Origin of the sequence: Variovorax sp. YR566 (assembly GCF_051992195.1) — a bacterium.
Classification (GTDB): Bacteria; Pseudomonadota; Gammaproteobacteria; order Burkholderiales; family Burkholderiaceae_C; genus Variovorax.
Genome location: NZ_CP197092.1, coordinates 2182320 through 2203159, shown reverse-complemented (window position 1 = coordinate 2203159; position 20840 = coordinate 2182320). Strand labels below are relative to the sequence as shown.

Genomic DNA, 20840 nt, shown 5'->3' with positions numbered 1-20840 from the left:
TGTTGGTTGAAAGCCTAGTTCGCTCTTTTATTCGTTCTCGAGCATGGAGCGGATCAGCGGAATGGTGATCGCGCGTTGCGTCTGCAGGGCATAGCCGTCGAGCTGCGTGAGCAGCTCCATCAGGCTGCCGAGGTCGCGGCTGAATCGGTGCAGCATGTAGTCGAGCACGTCGTCGGACAGCATCACGCCGCGCGCATCGGCGGCCTGGCGCAGCACCGCGCGGCGTTCGCTTTCGCTCAGCACCTGCAAGTGGAACACGTGGCCCCAGCCGAGGCGGGTGCGCAGGTCTTCGCGCAGCGGCAGGTCGGCCGGCGGCAAGGCGCCGGCGGCGACCACGCCACGCTGCAGGGTCTGGGCGTTGACGAACCAGTTGAATGCCGCATGCTGCTGCACGGCGGTGTAGAGGTGCACGTCGTCGAGCAGGACGGCGCCCCAGCGCTCGTCGAACTCGGGCGGCTCCAGCAGGCCGGCGTGCAGCCAGCCCACGCTGGCGCCCTGCTCGCGCAGTGCGACACGCACCGATTCGAGCAGATGGCTCTTGCCGCTGCCGCCTTCGCCCCACAGATAGGTTGGCACCGGCGAGTGCAGCGCGGGGCTGCCGGCGCCGCCCACCCACACTTGCAGGTGCCGCAGCGCCGCCTCGTTGGGGCCGGCAAAAAAGGCGTCGAAGCTGGGGCCCGTCGCAATGCCGATATCGAGCGCGAGCTGTTTCATCCCGGGAAGGTTCATGGAGGGGGCCGCGAGGGCCCTTAAAATCGTGAGGAATTCTATCGGCCCGGCCACCATGGTTACCGGCGCCGCCTTCCGCTCCTACTCTTCGCGTCCTTCCCGACCTCGACCACCCATGACTTCCCCTACGCCCACTCCTCTCAGCTACAAGGATGCCGGTGTCGACATCGATGCCGGCGACGCGCTGGTCGACCGCATCAAGCCCCTGGCCAAGAAGACCATGCGCGAAGGAGTGCTGGCCGGCATCGGCGGCTTCGGCGCCCTGTTCGAGGTGCCCAAGCGCTACAAGGAGCCGGTGCTGGTGAGCGGCACCGACGGCGTGGGCACCAAGCTCAAGCTGGCCTTCGAATGGAACATGCACGACACGGTCGGCATCGACCTGGTGGCAATGAGCGTCAACGACGTGCTGGTGCAGGGCGCCGAGCCCCTGTTCTTCCTCGACTACTTCGCCTGCGGCAAGCTGGACGTGGACACGGCCGCGGCCGTGGTCGGCGGCATCGCCCGCGGCTGCGAACTCTCGGGTTGCGCTCTCATTGGCGGCGAAACCGCCGAAATGCCCGGCATGTACCCGGCCGGCGAGTACGACCTGGCGGGCTTTGCGGTCGGCGCCGTCGAAAAGTCGAAGATCCTCACGGGCCAGAACGTCAAGCCCGGCGACGTGGTGCTGGGCCTGGCCTCGGCCGGCGTGCACTCCAACGGTTTCAGCCTGGTGCGCAAGGTGATCGAACGCGCCGGCGCCGACCTGCCCGCCACCCTCGACGGCAAGCCCTTCCGCGAAGCCGTGATGGAACCCACCCACCTCTACGTGAAGCCCGTGCTCGAAGCGCTGGGCAAGCACCCGATCAAGGCACTGGCCCACATCACCGGCGGCGGCCTGCTCGAGAACATCCCGCGCGTGCTGCCCGAAGGCACCGCCGCCCACCTCAAGAAGGGCAGCTGGCCGCAGACCGAGCTGTTCGCCTGGCTGCAGAAGGTGGCCGGCATCGACGACATCGAGATGAACCGCACCTTCAACAACGGCATCGGCATGGTGGTCGTGATCGACGCGGCTGAAGCCGCCGCCTGCGCCGCTACGCTGCGCGCCGCTGGCGAATCGGTGCACGAGATCGGCGTGATCGCCGAGCGCGGCGAAGGCGCCGCGGTAGTCGTCGGCTGAGCGCCGGCTGCCCATCCACAATGTCCTGAACTGAGCACGCGACGCCCCGGATGGCCAAGAAGCCACAACCCATCAGCCCCGCCGTGACAACGGCCCCCGTCCACCGCCCGGCCGCCTCGCGCGGCGTGATGATCGCAAGCTACCTGCTGATGCTGGCCGCCTTGCTGCTGGTGATGTGGGAACACCTGCTGCCGGGGCTGCTGTGCGTCTGCATCGGCTTCCTGGCCACGCGGTGGTTCGCACGGGTGCTGAGCGCGGGCATGCGGCGCATTCCGGCACTCGGCGGCCAGCGCGCCGATGGCTGGGCCGGCGTGCTGGCCGTCATCCTCGTGCTGGTGGGGCCGATCGCGCTGATCACGCTGCTGCTGTCGCAGGCCCGCGAATACATCGTCGACGCGCCTGACCAGTACCGCGAATTGCTCGACTACACGGCGCGCACGGTGCTGGAGCTGCGCTCCAAGCTGCCGGTCGAAATCGCTGTCTACCTGCCCGAGGGCGCCGCCGAGGTGCAGCGGGTGATCGCCAATTACCTGCGCGCGCAGGCCGGCTCGCTGGCCGTGGCCGGGCGTGCCTGGCTGCACGGCATTCTCTTTTCGTACGTGGGCCTGATCGTGGGCGGCCTGGCCGCCGTGGCGCACGCGCCGCTGCGCCGCCTGCCGCTGGCCGACCAGCTGCACCAGCGCGTGCGGACCTTCGGCGAAGCCTTCGGCCAGATCGTGGCGGCCCAATTCTGGATCGCTGCCTTCAACACGCTGCTCACGGCGATCTTTCTGCTGTTCATCATGCCGACGTGGGGGGCTCACCTTCCGTACACGCCGGCGCTCATCACCCTCACCTTCCTGGCGGGGCTGGTGCCGATCGTGGGCAACCTGGTCTGCAACTCGGTGATCACGCTGGTGGGGCTGTCGGTGTCGCCGGTCACGGCGGCGGCGTGCCTGATCTTCCTGATCGTGATCCACAAGGCCGAGTACGTCATCAACGCCAAGGTGGTCGGCGCACGCACGCAGATGAGCGTGTGGGAGCTGCTGGCCGTGATGTTCGTGGCCGAGGCGGTGTTCGGGCCGGCTGGGCTGGTGGCGGCGCCGCTGTACTACGCGTACCTGAAGAAAGAGCTGCAGGCGGCGTCGCTGGTCTGAGGCAACCGTCGGGCAGCAATGTCCTGATCTGATCGGTTTTGGTCCGGCCGCGAGCGGACTGCGGGCTGGCAAGGCAGAAGAATAGGCGGCATCATCCACTTTGCCTCTGCGAGCCCCGCCATGAAAACCTGTCTGATTGTGATCGACGCCCAGGAATCGTTCCGCCAGCGCGCGTACTGGTCCGAGAGCCAGGCCACTCCCTACTTCGCCGCGCAGAACGCGCTGATCGAAGGCTGCGCCGCCGCCGGCGTGCCGATCGCGCGGGTCTTTCACACCGACGAGCCCTCCGATGCGGGCAACCCGTTTGCCGTCGAATCGGGCCACGTGCGCCCCATCGGCGGGCTTGCCGACTTTGCCGCAGCAGCCACCTTCACCAAGCACCGCCACAGCGCGCTGGTCAACAGCGGGCTGGACATCTGGCTCACGCAGAACGGCATCGGCCGGCTGATCGTGAGCGGCATCCGCACCGAGCAGTGCTGCGAAACCACAACCCGCCACGCCTCGGACCTGGGCTGGGAGGTCGACTACGTGACCGACGCCACGCTCACCTTCGACATGGTGCAGCCGAACGGCCAGCCGCTTTCGGCCGCCGACATCAAGGCCCGCACCGCCACCGTGCTGCAGGGCCGTTTCGCCACCGTCTGCACCGTGGCGCAGGCGCTCGAACGGGCCGTGGCGTGAGCGGCATGAGCTTGCGCGTGCTCATCCTCGCCTTCGACGGCGTCGAAGCGCTGGACTTCGCCGGCCCCTTCGAAGTGTTCACCACCGCGAGCCGGGTCAGCCAGCGGATGCAGCCGGGCACCGCGGCGCCGTTCGATGTCGCATCGGTGGCCCACGCTGCACACGGCCAGTCCGTGCAGGCGCGCGCCGGTCTGCGGCTGCTGGCCAACCACACGCTGGCCGACAACCCGAAGGCCGACGTGCTGATCGTTCCCGGTGGCGTGGTCGACGCGCCGATGGCCAGCCCCCACACCCTGCGATGGATCGCCCACAGCGCAGCCGGTGCGCAGGTCGTCGCCTCGGTCTGCACCGGCGCCTTCCTGCTGGCCGAAAGCGGCGTGATCGCGAACGACACCGTCACCACCCACTGGGAAGACATCGCCGACCTGCGCGAGCGCTTTCCTTCGCTCGACGTGCGCGACGGCGTGCGCTGGGTCGACAACGGCCGCATCGTCAGTTCCGCGGGCATCAGCGCCGGCATCGACATGAGCCTGCACCTCGTCGAGCGGCTGGCCGGACGCGAACTGGCCGAGCGCACCGCGCGCCAGATGGACTACGCATGGACCCGCAACCCCAGCCACGACCCATCCGCGTAGTCTTCGTCCTCCTGCCCGGCAGCATCGTGCTCGACTGGGCCGGCCCGGCCGAGGCGCTGCGCATCGCCAACCAGCGGCTGTGCGCAATGGGCCAGCCCGAGCGTTTTGCCATCGAGTTCGCGAGCCCCCGGCCGACCACGATGGGCTCGGTCGGCGTCGCGCTGGCCGGGCTCTCGCCCTTGCCGACGCAGTGGGACGGCCCCGGCTGGATCGTGCTGGTCGGCCTGCCCGGCGACACCATCGCCATCGACAACCCCGAGACGCAAGACCTGCTGCACTGGCTGCGCGGCCTGCGCTTCGAACGCGACCGGCTGGAGCTGCTGACGATCTGCGCCGGCGCGGTGCTGGCCGCGCATGCCGGTGCGCTGGCAGGCCGACGCGCCACCACGCACCACCAGCACCTCGACGAACTTCGTGCCGTGGAGCCGCGCTGCGACGTGGTCAGCAACCGCGTGTTCGTGATCGATCCGCCGCTGTACAGCAGCGCGGGCGTGACGACCGGCATCGACCTCGTCCTGCACCGCATCGCCAGGCTGTGCGGCGAAGCGCTCGCGGCGCAGGTCGCGCAGACCATGGTGGTGGCGCTGCGCCGCGGCCCGCACGACCCGGAGCTGTCGCCCTTTCTCGCCTACCGCAACCACCTGCATGCCGCGCTGCATCGCGTGCAGGACGCGGTCAGCGAGCAGCCGCAGGCCGACTGGAATGTGCCGCGCATGGCCGAGGTGGGGCACACCTCGGCGCGGCATCTCACGCGGCTGTTCGTCGAGCATGCGGGCGTGGCGCCGCTGGCCTATCTGCGGCGGCTGCGGCTCGCAGCTGCGCAACTCGCGCTGGCCTCGGGCACGAGCGTGACGCGGGCGGCGGAGCAATCGGGCTTCGGCTCGGACACCCAACTGCGCCGCGCGTGGCACCAGTTCGGGTTGCCGGGCTCGCCTTCGGAGGCGGGCCCGGCCTTCAAGGCCTGAAAACGCTCAGTGCCAGACGCCGACGGGCACCGGCCCGGGCACGCGCAGCAGCCTGTCGTCGCCGATCTCGAGCAGCCGGTTGGCCGCATAGCTGTTCTGCGAGTCGGGCTCCAGCGCCGCGCTGACCAGCGGCGACAGCGGCTGCGCCAGCGACACGTAGAAGCTCCCCGGCTGCACCACCGCGCGACCGGCCCGCGGCCGCACGCGGAAGGCGCGGATCGCCTCGCCGTCCTCGATGGCGCCGCGCGCATCCTGCCGCTGGCCGTCGGTCTGCGACAGGATCTCGTAGCGCTCCACCTGCCAGGGCGCCGCGCTGTCGATGCGCTCTACCCGCACGCCCAGCATCTGCAGGCGCTGCACGGCCGTGGTCTCGCTCGCCGCGAGCAGATAACCGCAGGGGCGCGGGCGCGCATTGGCAATCTTGAGCGGCTCGGCGGCGCGCCATTCGACGTCGACGGTCTTGTCTTCCCCGGTCTTCGCGTCGAGGAATTCGAGGCGCTGCCGCGTCGGCGTCTGCCAGGCCTCGACCACCAGATCGCCATGGCACGCCTCGGCCTTGGCGCGCTGGCCAGCCTGCGCGGTGAGCTGCATCAGCGCCGGCCCCTGCTTCGCGGCCGTCTCGATGACGGTGGTGGCGGCCAGTACCTGCGTGTGCACGCGGCGCGCGAAGTGCGCACGCCCGAGCCCCACGCCGCGCACTTCGAGCAGCAGGCTCACGGCCTGGCGCAGCGCGCTCACGTTGCGTCCGGTGTCGGGCTGCACGCCGCCCATCGACACCGTGCGGTCCTCGCTCTTGCCGCCGGAGGTGGTGTGGTACTTGAAGCCCTGCAAGCCGGCCTGCGTGAATGCGGACTGGATGGCGTCGACATAGTCGCGCTGCGCACCCACGGCGATGGCGGAGTCGAGATTGCCCACGGTGGCAGGCTGCAGCAGGCCGTCGTACTTCATGACCGCGCCGAACTTCTCGATCCAGCGGCCGCCGACGGTGAACTCGTGCAGGTCGAGCACCACCTGCGGCTGGTAGCGCAAGGTGGCGGCCGCGAGCATGCGCGCCTCGGGGGTGCGCAGCAGCAGGTGGTCGCGATTCACGTCGATGCCGTTGGCGGTGACGCGGGTGAAGCGCTCGGCGCCGTCCGGGTTGCCGCGCGGCACCAGCACCAGGTTCACCTTCTTCAGCAGCGCGGCGCCGGGCTCGCTGGCGAACTGCTGCGCCAATGCCAACACCGCTTCGCCACCGGCCGGCTCGTTGCCGTGCTGCTGGCCGATCACCATCACGGTAGGCCGCGCGGGATCGATTCGCCCCTGGTCGGCCAGCACCACCAGCGGCATTTCGCGTCCCTGCTGCGTCAGGCCCAGGCGCTCGACGCGAACGTTCGGCGACTGGCGCGCAAGGTCGCTCAAAAAGGCCAGCACCTCGGCATGCGAAGGAAAGTCGGCGCGCCCGGCGCGAAAACCCGGCGTGGCGTAACTCACCGGCGGATCGGGGAAACGCGCGGCGATGGCCTGCGGCTCGACCCACGCCTTGGCGGGGTCGAACTGGGCCTGGGCCGAAAGGGCCGGCAGCAGGGCCAGGCAGGAAACGCACAGGAGGCGGAGGGAGGGGGTGCACAGCATGGCGCGCATTTTCTCCCGGCACCGGCCGCGCGGGCCAGCGCAGCTTCAGCAGGCGCTCAGCTCACCCGCCGGGGCCATCGAGGAGGCAGGCGCGCGCACGCGCCAGCAGCAGCGCCCGCTCGCGCGTGTTGCGCGTGAGCGCCGCGGCGCGGTCGAATTCCTTGCGCGCCTCGTCGCGGCGGCCGAGCTTGAAGAGCAGATCGCCGCGCACGGTCGGCAGCAGGTGGTAGCCCTTCAGCGAGGGCTCGTCCATGAGCGCATCGACCACCTCCAGCCCCGTCGCCGGCCCGAAAGCCATCGACAACGCGACCGCCCGGTTGAGCTCGACGATGGGCGACGGCGTGAGCTCGGCCAGCGCGTCGTAGAGCGCGGCAATGCGGCCCCAGTCGGTTTCGTCGGCGGTGCGCGCGCGGCCGTGGCAGGCGGCGATGGCGGCCTGCAGCGCATAGGGGCCTAGCGCGCCGCCGAGTGCTTCGGCACGCGCGAGCGCCGCGAGGCCGCGACGGATCAGCATCTGGTCCCAGCGCGCGCGGTTCTGTTCGAGCAGCAGCACCGGCTCGCCGGAAGGCCCCATGCGCGCGGCGGTGCGCGAGGCCTGGATTTCCATCAGCGCCACGAGGCCGTGCACCTCCGCCTCCTTCGGCACCAGCTCGGCCACGATGCGGCCCAGGCGCAGGGCCTCGTCGCACAGCGTGGGGCGCATCCAGTCGTCGCCGGCGGTGGCCGAGTAGCCTTCATTGAAGATCAGGTAGATCACTTCGAGCACCGAGGCGAGCCGGGCTTCGAGCTCGTGCCGGCGCGGCACCTCGAAGGGCACGCGCGCCTCGGCCAGCGTGCGCTTGGCGCGCACGATGCGCTGCGCCACGGTGGCCTCGGGCACGAGAAAGGCGCGCGCGATTTCGTCGGTGGTGAGGCCGCCCATCAGCCGCAATGTGAGCGCCACGCGGGCCTCGGTCGACAGCACCGGGTGGCAGGCGGTGAACACCAGTCGCAGCAGGTCGTCGCAAATGTCGTCGTCCAGCGCGGCATCGATCGCCTCGGCGAAATCGTCCTGTGCCATTTCGTGCTGCGCGTCGATCTCGCGGCCGATTTCGCCGGCCTTGTGCTCGGCCAGCTGCAGGTGGCGCAGGCGGTCGAGCGCGCGGCGCTTGGCCACTGCCGTGAGCCAGGCCGCGGGGTTGTCGGGCACGCCGGATTCGCTCCATTGCTCAAGCGCCGAGACCAGCGCGTCCTGGGCCAGCTCTTCAGCCAGGCCCACGTCGCGCACCATGCGCGCGACGGTGGCGATGATCTTCGCGGACTCCATGCGCCACACCGCCTCGATGGTGCGGTGGATGGCGGCGACGTCCGCGCGACCCTCTTCCCTGATCACAGCTTTACGGCTCGGTCTTCTTGACCGTCTGCATCGACGCGAACTCGCTGGTCAGCGCCTGCACGTCGGGTGGGTAGTCGCCGATTTCCTGGATCTGGCGCACCTCGATGACTTCGTTGTCGGAGCCGGGGCAGCGGGCAGCCCATTCGATGGCGGCGGCGCGCGAGGGCACGTCGATGACCCAGAAGCCGCCGAGCACTTCCTTGGCCTCGGCGAAGGGGCCGTCGACGATCTTGGGCTTCTTGTTCTTGAAGCTCACGCGCGCGCCCATCGAGGGCGGATGCAGGCCGTCGCAGCTGATCAGCACGCCGGCTTTCTGCATCGATTCGTTGTAGGCCATCATGGCCGACACCGCATCGACGTCTTCGGGGATGGTGCCGGGCGCGGCGGTTTCGTAGCCGTGGGGAATCATCAGCAGCATGAATCGCATGGTGGATCTCCTTGGGTTCGATTCGGTTGCGGCTGCTTCAGCTGCCGGCCTTGGCGCGGGCCTCGGTCTCGGCGCGCAGGCGGTCTTCCTGGGCGAGCAGCTCGGGCGTCATCGAATCGCCGAAGTCGGCAGCCTCGAACACCTGGCGGATCTCGATCTCGCCTTCCTGGAAGGGGCTGCGCTTGATCCACTCGATGGCTTCTTCCTTTGACTTGACCTGGAACAGCCAGAAACCAGCCAGCAGCTCCTTGGTTTCAGCGAAGGGGCCGTCGATGACGGTGCGCTTGGTCGGGCCTTCGCAGCGCACGCGCACGCCCTTGGAGCTGGGGTGCAGGCCTTCGCCCGCCAGCAGCACGCCGGCCTTGACCAGTTCCTCGTTGAACTTGCCCATGGCGGTGAGTATTTCGGTGCTGGGCATCACACCGGCTTCGGAATCGGCGTTGGCCTTGACCAGAATCATGAATCGCATGTCGTTTCTCCTGAAGGTTGATGAGACTGGGAGCGGCTGACGAATGAAATTTGCCTGCTCCTGTTCACACGTCGGACGAGCGGAAGACGGATCGACACGATCGCATCGATCTATTTGTAATTTTGTGTTTCTGAAATCGAGGCTTCAGGGCAGATAGCCGCAGAAGCGCAGCACGTGGCCGTCGGGCTCCCGGATCGCGAATTCGCGCAGTCCCCAGGGCTGGGAGGTCGGCGGCTCGATGACCGTCACGCCGCGCTTCACGTAGGCGGCGTGCAGGCCGTCGATGTCCTTGCCCACGTGGATCACGATTTCACCGCGCCAGGGTTTGGCCTCGCGCGAGTTGCATTGCCACAGCCTCAGGTAGACCGGGTCGCCATAGCTTCGGTCGCCCTTCTTCACCCGGGCGTAGCTGGGCGGCTCCCCCGCGATGAAGTCGAGCTCGAAGCCCAGCACGTCGCGAAACCAGCGCGCGGCGCGCGACACGTCCGACACCGGCAGCACCGGCTGCACGCCGTGGAATTCATGCAGGGTGCCCAGGTCGGGCGCCGGGCTCACACCGGCCTTGGTGTTCATTTTCAGCTGGCCATTCGGCGCAACATGGCGACGCGCTCGGCGATCGCGTCGATGTCGAGGGCGTCCTCGGCCTTCCCCAGATAGGTTTCCAGGTCGCGCACGGCCTGCGCCGTGTTGCCCTGCTCGGCGTGCGCGATGCCGCGGTCGCGGTACTCGCCCCAGGCACTGGGCAGCAGGGCGATCAGGCGGTCCTGCACGGCGATGACGCGCTGCCAGTCTTCCTGCGCGTGGTGCACTTCCTTCAGGTTGCGCAGCATGCGCGCAATGATTTCGCGCGGGCTTGCGGGCTGCAGGTACAGGCCCAGCGGCACGTCGAAATCGCCGACCAGGCCATTGCTGCGCTTGTAGGGCTCGAGCCGCTCGCCGAGTTCCTCGCGCGACAGCGACTTGCCGGTGAAAGGATCGATCACCACCTGCCCCTTGGGCAGCGTCACCTTGAGCATGAAATGCCCCGGAAACCCGATGCCGCGTGCCTGCAGGCCCAGGCCCTGCGCCAGTTCCATCCACAGCACGGCCAGCGAGATCGGAATGCCGCGGCGGGTGCGCAGCACGGCGTTCAGGTAGCTGTTGTCGGGGTCGTAGTAGTCGTTGACGTTGCCGCCGAAGCTCAGGTCATTGAAGAAGAACTGGTTCAGGGCGCGCAGGCGGGCCAGCGGTGCGGCGTCGGCCGGCAGGCGGCGCTTCAGGCGGGCCAGGAGCTGGTCTACATCGCCAAGCACCTGCTGAACGTCGAGATCGGGGTATTCGTCCTGCGCCAGGCTGGCGGCAGCTTCGAGCAACGGAAATTGATCGTCGCTGCGAACCAGCGATTCGAAATACTCCAGTGCGGTAGGAACCTGAAAGCTGAACGTCATGTGTCTTTGTAGAGGAGCATTCAGGGAGCGTCAAGGCGGGACACGTGCGTATTGCCAACGCCCTGCGCGCTGGCTTCAGCGGCGCAGGAAGCTGCGCAACCGCACGCCGACGGCCGCCAGCACGGCGAAATAGAGCAGCGCCGAGCCGGCGATCAGCGCGGCGAGCAGACCGATGCGCAGCAGGCGCTGCTCGCGCAGGCCGACCCAGTCGAAATGGCCCGAGCCCCAGAACAGCAGGCCAGCCAGCACCAGCGTGCCCGCCAGCACCTGCAGCGCGAACTTGCCCCAACCCGGTTCGGGCTTGTAGCTGCCGCGGCGCATCAGGCCGACAAGCAGCCAGGTCGAATTGACCAGCGCGCCGATGGCGATGGTTAGGGTCAGCGCTGCGTGCTGCAGCACCGGCACCAGGAAGATATTGAGCACCTGCGTCAGCACCAGCACGCCGACTGCGATGAGCATCGGCGTGCGCGTGTCGTGCTTGGCGTAGTAGCCGGGCGCGAGCACCTTCACGGCCACGATGCCGACCAGCCCGACTCCGTAGCCCATCAGCGCCAGGGTCGTGCGGCCTACGTCCTCGCCGGTGTACGCACCGTTGTGGAAGAGCACCGCCACCAGCGGCTTGGCAAACAGCAGCAGCGCGATGGCGCAAGGCGCCGAAAGCAGCACGACGAGACGAAGGCCCCAATCGAGCAGCGACGAATAGCGCGCGTCGTCCTTGGCGGCGCGGGCGCCGGCCAGCTGCGGCATCAGCACCACGCCGAGCGCGACGCCGAGCATGGCGGTGGGGAATTCCATCAGCCGGTCGGCATTGGTGATCCAGGTGACGCTGCCCACTGCAAGGTGCGAGGCGATCTGCGTGTTGATGAGCAGCGAGATCTGCGCCACGCTCACGCCCAGCAGCGCGGGCAGCATCAGCTTGAGCACCTTGCGCGTGGCAGGGTCGGTCCATGCGGTCCGCAGCGCCCGGAAGCTCGCGCCGACACGCGGCATCAGCCCGAGCTTGCGCAGCGCCGGAATCTGTAGCGCCAGCTGCAGCACACCGCCCACCAGCACGCCCACGCACTGCGCATAGATCGGCTCGATGCCCCAGCGGCGGAACAGCGGCGCCCCGACCACGATCGCCAAAATCAGCGCAATGTTGAGCAACACCGGCGACGCCGCCGGCACCGCGAACTTGCGCCAGGTGTTGAGAATGCCGCCCGCCAGCGCCACCAGCGACATGAAGCCGATGTACGGGAACATCCAGCGCGTCATGATCACGGCCGGGTCGAAGCCGGGCAGTCCGCTCGCCATGGCCCAGACCAGCAGCGGCGCGCCGGCCACGCCGGCCACGCACACGACCAGCAGCGTCCAGGTGAGCAGCGTGGCGACATGGTCGATCAACTGCCGGGCGCCCTCTTCCCCGTCTTCGGCCTTGCGCGCGGCCAGCACCGGCACGAAGGCCTGGCTGAAGGCGCCTTCGCCGAAGACCCGACGGAACAGGTTGGGAATGCGAAATGCGACGTTGAAGGCGTCGGTCAGCGCGCTGACGCCGAAAACCGAGGCAAACAGCACGTCGCGCACAAGGCCCGTGATCCGCGAAGCGAGAGTCAGCAGGGAGACGGTGGAGGCGGATTTGAGCAGGGACACGGGGGCCGAGTGTAGGGCCCGCGAAGGTGCCGAAACGGGCCGATTCGGGCGCGAATTGGGCAAAAGGGCCAACCCGGCCTATAATGGAGGGCTTTGCTGCATCATCCTCAGACACCTAAGGAACATTAAATATGGCATCCGCCAAGCCCAAGAAGAAGAACCCGCGCCTCGCCTCCGGCCGTAAGCGCGTCCGCCAGGACACCAAGCTCAACGCTGCGAACACCTCGCTGCGCTCCAAATACCGTACCGCTGTCAAGAACGTCGAAAAGGCTGTTCTGGCTGGCGACAAGACCAAGGCAAGCGAACTGTTCGCGAAGGCCCAGAGCATCGTCGACACCGTCGCCGACAAGGGCATCTTCCACAAGAACAAGGCAGCCCGCGACAAGAGCCGCCTGTCGGCCAAGGTCAAGGCCCTCGCCCTCGCGCCTGAAAAGGCGGCCGCCTGACACCTGTCAGGCAAGCCCGGACCGGAATTCTCCAGTCCGCCGTTTGATCGGGGTGCGCTGCAGCAAAGTGAAAACCGCCTTCGGGCGGTTTTTTCATGCCCGTTCGATTTGCGCCCCAGGGCGACGGGCAAGAAAAAAGGCCGCTCAGGCCTTCTTGGGGGGGATGGGCGTGTCGGGCACCAGGCAGGCCTCGGCCACCTGCAGGTCGTTGTCTCTCGCGAAGTTCACGCAGAAATCCCAGGCCATCGGCTCGGCATCGCGCAGCTCGCGGTTCACGATCACGCACTTCACGCCGTTGATGGTCGTCGGAATGCACCAGGGCGAGTAGCTCAGGTGGCTGCCCGGATAGGCGCCGCCGGGGCGAAAAGAGCACATCACGCCGGCCAGACGCTCGGCCCAATCGCTGGGGCGGAATGTCCGGCCATCCTTGGTGATGCCCTGGATGAAGATTTCTTTGGCAGTGGGGGAAATCATCGTTGAATGAGGCGACCGGAGCGGGTGCTGCGGTGCAGCAAGCGATTCTATCCGCGGCACTTTTTGCATCCTGAACATGGGGCATTGCTGTAATGCGGAATCCTCAACGAAGCCGTCAAACGGCACGCCTAGAATCCGCCTTCCCTATCTGGAGAACCCGAATGAGCGCTACCGCCCAGCCCACCTCGCCCCACGTCATGAACACTTACGGTCGCCTGCCGATCGCACTGTCGCACGGTCAGGGTTGCCGAGTCTGGGACACCACGGGCAAGGCCTACATCGACGGCCTCGGCGGCATTGCCGTGAACACGCTGGGCCACAACCACCCCGAGCTGGTGCCCGCCCTGCAGGACCAACTGACCAAGCTGATCCACAGCTCCAACTACTACCACGTGACCGGCCAGGAACAGCTCGCCACCAAGCTGACCGAGATTTCGGGCCTCACCAACGCGTTTTTCTGCTGCACCGGCCTCGAAGCCAACGAAGCCGCCCTGAAGCTGGCGCGCAAGTTCGGCCACGACAAGGGCATCGAGCGCCCCGAAATCGTCGTCTACGAAGCCGCCTTCCACGGCCGCAGCATCGCCACCCTGTCGGCCACCGGCAATCCCAAGGTGCAGGCCGGCTTCGGCCCGCTGGTCGAGGGCTTCATCCGCGTGCCGCTGAACGACATCGAGGCGCTGAAGAAGGCCACCGAAGGCAACCCCAACGTGGTCGCCGTGTTCTTCGAAACCATCCAGGGCGAAGGCGGCATCCACCCGATGCGCGTCGAATACCTCAAGCAGGTGCGCCAACTCTGCGACGAGCGCGACTGGCTCATGATGATCGACGAAGTGCAGTGCGGCATGGGCCGCACCGGCAAGTGGTTCGCCCACCAATGGGCGGGCATCAAGCCTGATGTGATGCCGCTGGCCAAGGGCCTGGGCTCGGGCGTGCCGATCGGCGCCGTGGTGGCCGGCCCCAAGGCCGCCAACATCTTCGGCCCGGGCAACCACGGCACCACTTTCGGCGGCAACCCGCTCGCCATGCGTGCCGGCGTCGAAACCATCCGCATCATGGAAGAGCACAAGCTGCTCGAAAACGCCGCCACCGTCGGCGCCCACCTCAAGGCCGCGCTGGAGCGCGAAATCGGCGGCCTGCCCGGCGTGAAGGAAATCCGCGGCCAGGGCCTGATGCTGGGCATCGAACTCGACCGTCCCTGCGGCGTGATCCTGAACCGCGCCTGCGACGCCGGCCTGCTGCTGAGCGTGACGGCCGACAAGGTGATCCGCCTCGTGCCGCCGCTCATCCTGAGCATTGCCGAGGCCGACGAGATCGTTGCCATCCTCGCGCCCATCGTCAAGAACTTCCTGTCGGAGCCTGCCGCCCAATGACGACCGCCACGACGACCGCACCCGCCGCCATCCGGCACTACCTGCAGTTCTCGGACTTCACGGCCGACGAGTACGCCTACCTCTTCGATCGCATGGCGATCATCAAGAAGAAGTTCAAGACCTACGAAAAGCACCAGCCGCTGGTCGACCGCACGCTGGCCATGATCTTCGAGAAGGCCAGCACGCGCACCCGCGTGAGCTTCGAGGCCGGCATGTACCAGCTCGGCGGTAGCGTGGTCCACCTGACCACCGGCGACAGCCAGCTCGGACGCGCCGAGCCCATCGAGGACAGCGCCAAGGTCATCAGCCGCATGGTCGACATCGTGATGATCCGCACCTACGAGCAGACCAAGATCGACACCTTTGCCGCGCACTCGCGCGTGCCGGTCATCAACGGGCTGACCAACGAGTTCCACCCCTGCCAGATCCTCGCGGACATCTTCACCTACATCGAGCATCGCGGCTCCATCCAGGGCAAGACGGTGGCGTGGGTGGGCGACGGCAACAACATGGCCAACACCTGGCTGCAGGCGGCCGAGATCCTGGGCTTCACGGTGCACGTGAGCACGCCCAGCGGCTACGAGGTGGACCAGTCGATCGCCGGCATCCGCTCGGGCGACAGCTACAAGGTCTTCAAGGACCCGATGGAAGCCTGCCGCGGCGCCGACCTCGTGACCACCGACGTCTGGACCAGCATGGGCTACGAGGCCGAGAACGAGGCGCGTCGCAAGGCCTTTGCCGACTGGTGTGTCGACGAGGACATGATGCGCATCGCCCAGCCCGGCGCCCTGTTCATGCACTGCCTGCCTGCCCACCGCGGCGAAGAAGTGCAGGCCGAAGTCATCGACGGACCGCAGTCGGTGGTGTGGGACGAGGCAGAGAACCGCCTGCACGCACAAAAGGCGTTGATGGAGTTCCTGCTCCTCGGCAGGCTCTGACTCCCTGAAGCACAAGGCGCAGCCGCATGTCCGATTGCCAGCAATGCGGCGCCTGCTGCGCCAGCTATCGCGTCGACTTCAGCGTGCATGAGCTCGACGACAACGGCGGCAAGGTGCCCTCGGGCCTCGCCGTCGAGGTAAACGACGCCATCTGCCGCATGCGCGGCACCGACCACACGCCCATGCGTTGCGCTGCGCTCACCGGCAAGATCGGCCAGTCCGTGGGCTGCGGCATCTACGAATGGCGCCCCAACCCGTGCCACGAGCTTCAAGCTGGCAGCGACGCATGCGAGCGGGCGCGGGCACGGCACGGGTTGCCGGCGCTGTCGTCGTTGCACTGATCCGTTCAACTCGTCACGTTTGGTGTTGGAAATAACCGACACCACGACCCCTCGCCCGGCGCTAACTTCGCGCCATGGCTTCATCACATCAGCAACGCATCTGGGACATCTCGCCGCCCGTGCATGAAGGCGCGCCGGTCTTTCCCGGCGACACGCCCTACCAGCAGCGCTGGGCGGCGACCATTTCACCGGACTGCCCGGTGAATGTCAGCGAGATCAAGCTCTCGCCCCACGTCGGCGCGCACGCCGATGCGCCGCTGCACTACGACCCCGAAGGCCAGACCATCGGCAACGTCGACCTCGCGCCCTTTCTCGGCCCCTGCCGCGTGATCCACGCGATCGACAAGGGCCCGCTCGTCGAGTGGGATCACATCGCCCACGCCGTCGACAGCACCCTGCCCCCGCGTGTGCTGGTGCGCACCTACACCACCATGCCGGTCGGCCACTGGGACCCGCAACTTGCGGCCTACGCCCCCGCCACCGTCGAGCGCCTCGCGGCCATGGGCGTGAAACTCATCGGCATCGACACCGCCAGCATCGACCCGGCCGACAGCAAGACGCTGGAAAGCCACCAACGCATTCGCCGCCTCGACCTGCGCGTGCTCGAGAACCTCGTGCTCGACGACGTGCCCGAGGGCGACTACGAACTCATCGCGCTGCCGCTCAAGCTGGTCAGCGCCGATGCCTCCCCCGTTCGCGCCGTGCTGCGCGAACTCCCCCGCTGAAAACTCCACCATGACGACCCTTGCAGACTGCCGCGCGCTCGACGCGCAAGACCCGCTGCGCGCCTTGCGCGACCAATTCACCATTCCCGAAGGCGTGCTGTACCTCGACGGCAACTCGCTCGGCGTGATGCCCAAGGCTGCACCGGCACGCATCGCCGAAGTCGTGACCAAGGAATGGGGCGAAGGCCTGATCCGGTCGTGGAACACCGCGAGCTGGTTCGACCTCCCGCAACGCCTGGGCGACAAGGTGGCCCGACTGATCGGCGCCGCGCCCAGCGAAGTGGTGTGCACCGACAGCACCTCGGTCAACCTCTACAAGGTGCTGTTCGCTGCCTTGTCCCAGCAGAAGGACAGCGGCCGCAAGCTGGTGATCAGCGAGCGCAGCAACTTCCCGACCGACCTGTACATCGCCGAATCGCTGTGCCGCGAGCGCGGCTTCACGCTCAAGCTGATCGATGCGAGCGAATTGCCCGGCGTATTGACCGACGAAGTGGCCGTGCTGATGCTCACGCACGTCAACTACCGCACCGGCGCCATGCACGACATGAAGGCCATTACCGCCGCCGCGCATGCCGCGGGCGCGCTGACCGTGTGGGACCTCGCGCACAGCGCGGGCGCCGTGCCGGTCGCGCTCAACGACAGCGAGGCCGACTACGCCATCGGCTGCGGCTACAAGTACCTGAACGGCGGCCCCGGCGCGCCGGCGTTCGCATGGGTGAACACGAAGCACGCAGGGCAGTTCGAGCAGCCGCTGTCCGGCTGGTGGGGCCATGCGGCGCCCTTCGAGTTCACGCCGCACTACCGACCTGCCTCGGGTGTAGGCCGCTACCTCTGCGGCACGCAGCCGATCATCGCGCTGGCCGGGCTCGAATGCGGGCTCGACACCGTGCTCGCGGCTGAAGCCTTCAACGGCACGAACGGCGCGATGGCCGCGCTGCGCACCAAGTCGCTCGCGCTCACCGACCTGTTCATCGCACTGGTCGAAGAGCGCTGCGCCGGACAAGGCCTCTCGCTCGTCACCCCGCGCGACCACGCACTGCGCGGCTCCCAGGTCTGCCTGAGCCGAGAAGAAGGCGCCTACGCCATCGTGCAGGCGCTGATCGCGCGCGGCGTGATCGGCGACTACCGCGCCGGCGACTCGCAGATGCCCGACATCCTGCGCTTCGGTTGCACGCCGCTGTACCTGAGCTTCGAGGACGTGTGGAACTCGGTCGAGCACCTGGCGCAGGTGCTGGAGACGGGCGAGTGGAAGCGCGAAGAGTTCAACCGCAAGAACGCCGTAACCTGAGACGAAGCCAGCCATGAAATCCCGACTGATCATTCTGTACACCGCCTTGCTGATGCTGGCGGCACCCGCCCTTGCACAGCAACCGGCGTTCACGCTGCCGCAACTGAAAGCCTTCGCCGAACTGACGCCCGACGCCTTTCGCCAGCAGATCAAGAGCCAGGGCTTCTCGTATGCCGACAAGACCGTGACCGACGAGGTCAGCATGATCGAGTACGAGAAGTTCGTCGACGGCCAGACCACGCACCTGATGAAGTCCACCTACGTGGAAAGCCGCCGCAGCGAGGACGGCGTGCAGCTCTCGCTGACCGACAAGGCCGCCTTCGAGCGCCTCGTGAAGGAGGCACGCGACACCGGCTACAAGCCGGGCGAGAAGGGCCGCATTCCCGGCGGCGAGACCTACCAGGAATACAAGCGCAAGAACGAGGTCGTGCGCTTCGTCTATCCGAAGAAGGAGTCCGGCATGGGCCTTCCTTCCTACACCGCCGTGGTCTGGCGATGACCCGCCAGCAAACATCATGAGCACCGACAAGTCCCCCGAGAAAATCGTCCACGAGGAAAAAGCGCAGCTGGACTTCAGCAAGTCCATGAGCTACGGCGACTACCTGCACCTCGACGAGATCCTCAACGCGCAGCACCCGCTTTCGCCCGCGCACGACGAAATGCTGTTCATCGTGCAGCACCAGACCAGCGAGCTCTGGATGAAGCTGATGCTGCACGAGCTGCGTGCCGCCACCGCCCACATCGCCGAAGAGAAGCTGGCCGACGCATTCAAGATGCTTGCGCGCGTGAGCCGCATCATGGAACAGCTGGTAAGCGCATGGACCGTGCTCTCGACCATGACGCCGCCCGAGTACACGGCGATGCGCCCCTACCTCGCGAACTCCAGCGGCTTCCAGAGTGCGCAGTACCGCTGCATCGAATTCGCGCTCGGCAATAAGAACGCCGCCATGCTCAAGCCGCATGCGCACCGCGCCGATCTGCTGGCGCAGGTCGAAGCGGCCTATCGCGCGCCTTCGCTGTACGACGAGTCGCTGCGCCTGCTGGCACGCCACGGCCTGCCGGTGCCCGCCGACCGGCTGGAACGCGACTGGACACAGCCCTACGAATCGAGCGATGGTGTCGAAGCGGCGTGGCTCACGGTCTACCGCAATCCGCACGATCACTGGGACCTGTACCAGCTCGGCGAAAAGCTCACCGACCTGGAAGACGCGTTCCGCCTCTGGCGCTTTCGCCACGTGACGACGGTCGAGCGCGTGATCGGATTCAAGCGAGGCACCGGCGGCACGGGCGGCGTTAGCTACCTGCGCAAGATGCTCGACGTGGTGCTGTTTCCGGAAATCTGGAAGCTGCGCACCGACCTGTAGCCCACGAGGCCGCGCGCGAAGTTGGCTCCTACAATCCGCGCGGCACCGGCACTTCAAGACTCGACAAGGCTCTGCGATTCGTCGCCTGGTCTTGTACTGCGGGGGAACCCCGTGGTGGATGGATGGCTACACATTCCGGCGCGTGAGCGGACCTGCGCTACCGCGCAGCCCAGCTAGCGCATCACCGGCTGGTTGAAGGGCTGGTTGCCACCCACCTTCACAGGCCTCGCCATCTTCATTCATGACGCGTGAACTGAGCTACAGCGAATGGATCGCCCAAAGCCTAGCGCGCGCATTGCTTGCCGATGCGAGGCAACCCGGCGGCACCGCGCCCGGTGCGTTACGCGCGCGGGCTGCGGCAACGCTGGGCGCCGACGCGCCCTGGCTGAAGCCGCTGGCGGAAGCGCTCGGCAACCGGTCGCGAGCCACTTGGCGGCGCACCGACCTGCCCACGCTGGCGAAGGCGATCCATGAAATGCCTGAGTTCGATGCGGCCTTCGAGCAGGACGAGGAGCCACGCGTGCGGCGAATCATCCTCCGGCCTGCGGAGATGTTCCCCCGCCCGATGGGGCTGGACCATTTCGCGCTGCCGAACATCCCGACGCTCGCCGACCTCGCGCAGTGGCTGGAGCTCGACGCGGACCGGCTGGCCTGGCTCACATCACCGGCACAGGCTTTTCGCGCACCCAGCGATCCCGGCGTGCAGCCCGCATCGCACTACCGCTACCAGTTGCAGCCCAAGCGCCTCGGCGGCCTGCGCCTGCTCGAGATTCCCAAGGCCGACCTGAAGCGCGCGCAGCGCCGCATCCTCGACGACCTTCTGCAGCACGTGCCCGTGCATGAAGCGGCGCACGGCTTCGTGCCGGGCCGCTCGGTCGCGAGCCACGCGGCCGCCCACGCCGGCCAGGAGGTCGTGATCGGATTCGACCTGCGCGACTTCTTCCCCGCCGTTCGCGCCTCTCGCGTGCATGCCACGTGGCGCACGCTGGGTTACCCCGAAGGCGTGGCGCGCGCCCTCACCGCACTGTGCACGCACCGCACCGATGCCGCTGTGATCGAGCGCCTGCGCGACGACGGCGGGCTCGACTGGATGGGCGCCAAGCGCCTCGCCGCGCCGCACCTGCCCCAGGGCTCGCCCTGCTCGCCCGCGCTGGCCAACCTCTGCGCATTCCGGCTCGACCTGCGGCTCGAAGGCCTGGCGTGGGTCTTCGGCGCCACCTACACGCGCTATGCCGACGACCTGGTGTTCTCCGGGCCGGCCTCGCTGCGCGCGCGGTTCACCGCCTTGCGCGCCTGGGTCGACGGCATCGCGGCCGACGAGGGCTTCGAGCTGCACCCGCGCAAAGTGCGCTGCATGCCGCAGCACCGCCAGCAGCGCGTGACCGGCGTGGTCGTCAACGACAAGGCAAACGCGCCGCGCGAAGACTTCGACCGGCTCAAGGCCGTGCTGCATCGCTGCACGCTCGACGGCCCCGCCAGCCAGAACCGCGCGAAGGCAGCTGACTTTCGCGCCCACCTGCTGGGCCACATCGCATGGATCGGCCAGTTCAGCCCGACGCGCAAGGCCCGGCTGATGAGGCTTTTCGACCGCATCGACTGGACGGGTACCACGCAAACGCCCTCATGAAGCTGGGGTGGACCTGATTGTTCC

23 protein-coding genes are annotated in these 20840 nt (G+C 67.7%); 14 read left to right on the top strand and 9 right to left on the bottom strand.

Annotated elements, in window-relative coordinates:
• Window positions 1-27: 27 nt before the first annotated feature.
• The gene (gene hda / locus ACTG4X_RS10165; RefSeq protein WP_305367572.1) at window positions 28-714 is read right to left on the bottom strand and encodes a DnaA regulatory inactivator Hda; all 687 of its coding nucleotides are present in this window, start codon (window positions 712-714) and stop codon (window positions 28-30) included.
• 130 nt (window positions 715-844) lie between these two features.
• Between hda and purM the strand changes: the two genes are divergently transcribed.
• From purM to ACTG4X_RS10140, 5 genes are all read left to right on the top strand, one after another.
• Window positions 845-1885, top strand: a complete 1041-nt coding sequence (purM, locus tag ACTG4X_RS10160) for a phosphoribosylformylglycinamidine cyclo-ligase (RefSeq protein WP_093049650.1) — start codon at window positions 845-847, stop codon at window positions 1883-1885.
• Window positions 1886-1935: 50 nt separating this feature from the next.
• Window positions 1936-3021, top strand: a complete 1086-nt coding sequence (locus tag ACTG4X_RS10155; protein WP_176928696.1) for an AI-2E family transporter — start codon at window positions 1936-1938, stop codon at window positions 3019-3021.
• 120 nt (window positions 3022-3141) lie between these two features.
• Complete coding sequence (locus tag ACTG4X_RS10150; RefSeq protein ID WP_440533722.1) at window positions 3142-3702, top strand: cysteine hydrolase family protein; 561 nt, start codon at window positions 3142-3144, stop codon at window positions 3700-3702.
• A 5-nt stretch (window positions 3703-3707) separates the two neighbouring features.
• Window positions 3708-4337 carry a DJ-1/PfpI family protein gene (locus tag ACTG4X_RS10145; protein WP_440533721.1) on the top strand — a complete coding sequence of 210 codons (630 nt, stop codon included), beginning with the start codon at window positions 3708-3710 and terminating at the stop codon, window positions 4335-4337.
• Window positions 4301-5302 carry a GlxA family transcriptional regulator gene (locus ACTG4X_RS10140; protein WP_440533720.1) on the top strand — a complete coding sequence of 334 codons (1002 nt, stop codon included), beginning with the start codon at window positions 4301-4303 and terminating at the stop codon, window positions 5300-5302. The genes ACTG4X_RS10145 and ACTG4X_RS10140 overlap by 37 nt, the downstream gene beginning before the upstream one ends.
• Window positions 5303-5308: 6 nt before the next feature.
• On the opposite strand, the gene ACTG4X_RS10135 is transcribed toward ACTG4X_RS10140, so the two are convergent.
• From ACTG4X_RS10135 to murJ, 7 genes are all read right to left on the bottom strand, one after another.
• Window positions 5309-6916 (bottom strand): M14 family metallopeptidase, encoded by a 1608-nt coding sequence (locus tag ACTG4X_RS10135; RefSeq protein ID WP_440533719.1) that lies wholly within the window; start codon window positions 6914-6916, stop codon window positions 5309-5311.
• A gap of 61 nt (window positions 6917-6977) precedes the next feature.
• The gene (locus ACTG4X_RS10130; protein ID WP_440534379.1) at window positions 6978-8222 is read right to left on the bottom strand and encodes an RNA polymerase sigma factor; all 1245 of its coding nucleotides are present in this window, start codon (window positions 8220-8222) and stop codon (window positions 6978-6980) included.
• 70 nt (window positions 8223-8292) lie between these two features.
• Window positions 8293-8718, bottom strand: coding sequence for a YciI family protein (locus ACTG4X_RS10125; protein ID WP_440533718.1), 426 nt, complete (start codon window positions 8716-8718; stop codon window positions 8293-8295).
• Between the two features lie 37 nt (window positions 8719-8755).
• The gene (locus ACTG4X_RS10120) at window positions 8756-9187 is read right to left on the bottom strand and encodes a YciI family protein (RefSeq protein WP_093049633.1); all 432 of its coding nucleotides are present in this window, start codon (window positions 9185-9187) and stop codon (window positions 8756-8758) included.
• 144 nt (window positions 9188-9331) lie between these two features.
• Window positions 9332-9760: a bleomycin resistance protein gene (locus ACTG4X_RS10115; RefSeq protein ID WP_093049630.1), complete on the bottom strand. Its 429-nt coding sequence runs from the start codon at window positions 9758-9760 to the stop codon at window positions 9332-9334.
• A gap of 2 nt (window positions 9761-9762) precedes the next feature.
• Window positions 9763-10614, bottom strand: a complete 852-nt coding sequence (locus tag ACTG4X_RS10110) for a SirB1 family protein (protein ID WP_093049627.1) — start codon at window positions 10612-10614, stop codon at window positions 9763-9765.
• A 75-nt stretch (window positions 10615-10689) separates the two neighbouring features.
• Window positions 10690-12243: a murein biosynthesis integral membrane protein MurJ gene (murJ, locus tag ACTG4X_RS10105; protein ID WP_093049624.1), complete on the bottom strand. Its 1554-nt coding sequence runs from the start codon at window positions 12241-12243 to the stop codon at window positions 10690-10692.
• Window positions 12244-12374: 131 nt separating this feature from the next.
• Between murJ and rpsT the strand changes: the two genes are divergently transcribed.
• Window positions 12375-12689 (top strand): 30S ribosomal protein S20, encoded by a 315-nt coding sequence (gene rpsT, locus ACTG4X_RS10100; protein WP_007831346.1) that lies wholly within the window; start codon window positions 12375-12377, stop codon window positions 12687-12689.
• A 144-nt stretch (window positions 12690-12833) separates the two neighbouring features.
• Here rpsT and ACTG4X_RS10095 read toward each other — a convergent pair whose 3' ends face one another.
• Window positions 12834-13163: a DUF3579 domain-containing protein gene (locus ACTG4X_RS10095; RefSeq protein ID WP_093049621.1), complete on the bottom strand. Its 330-nt coding sequence runs from the start codon at window positions 13161-13163 to the stop codon at window positions 12834-12836.
• A gap of 161 nt (window positions 13164-13324) precedes the next feature.
• Here ACTG4X_RS10095 and ACTG4X_RS10090 point away from each other — a divergent pair, with 161 nt between their 5' ends.
• The 8 genes from ACTG4X_RS10090 to ACTG4X_RS10055 all read left to right on the top strand — a co-directional run bounded on the left by ACTG4X_RS10090 (window position 13325) and on the right by ACTG4X_RS10055 (window position 20816).
• Entirely contained in the window at window positions 13325-14533 is a 1209-nt protein-coding gene (locus tag ACTG4X_RS10090; RefSeq protein WP_440533717.1) for an aspartate aminotransferase family protein, read from the top strand.
• Window positions 14530-15471, top strand: coding sequence for an ornithine carbamoyltransferase (argF, locus tag ACTG4X_RS10085; protein ID WP_093049615.1), 942 nt, complete (start codon window positions 14530-14532; stop codon window positions 15469-15471). Before ACTG4X_RS10090 ends, argF begins: the two co-directional genes overlap by 4 nt.
• A gap of 26 nt (window positions 15472-15497) precedes the next feature.
• The gene (locus ACTG4X_RS10080) at window positions 15498-15812 is read left to right on the top strand and encodes a YkgJ family cysteine cluster protein (protein WP_093049612.1); all 315 of its coding nucleotides are present in this window, start codon (window positions 15498-15500) and stop codon (window positions 15810-15812) included.
• A gap of 74 nt (window positions 15813-15886) precedes the next feature.
• Complete coding sequence (gene kynB / locus ACTG4X_RS10075; RefSeq protein ID WP_440533716.1) at window positions 15887-16537, top strand: arylformamidase; 651 nt, start codon at window positions 15887-15889, stop codon at window positions 16535-16537.
• A gap of 10 nt (window positions 16538-16547) precedes the next feature.
• A complete protein-coding gene (kynU, locus tag ACTG4X_RS10070; protein ID WP_440533715.1) occupies window positions 16548-17825 on the top strand; it encodes a kynureninase in 1278 nt (425 codons plus the stop codon).
• 13 nt (window positions 17826-17838) lie between these two features.
• Complete coding sequence (locus ACTG4X_RS10065; protein ID WP_093049603.1) at window positions 17839-18324, top strand: hypothetical protein; 486 nt, start codon at window positions 17839-17841, stop codon at window positions 18322-18324.
• Between the two features lie 16 nt (window positions 18325-18340).
• Window positions 18341-19189 carry a tryptophan 2,3-dioxygenase gene (kynA, locus tag ACTG4X_RS10060; protein ID WP_093049601.1) on the top strand — a complete coding sequence of 283 codons (849 nt, stop codon included), beginning with the start codon at window positions 18341-18343 and terminating at the stop codon, window positions 19187-19189.
• 241 nt (window positions 19190-19430) lie between these two features.
• Window positions 19431-20816, top strand: coding sequence for a reverse transcriptase family protein (locus tag ACTG4X_RS10055; protein WP_440533714.1), 1386 nt, complete (start codon window positions 19431-19433; stop codon window positions 20814-20816).
• Window positions 20817-20840 lie beyond the last annotated feature (24 nt).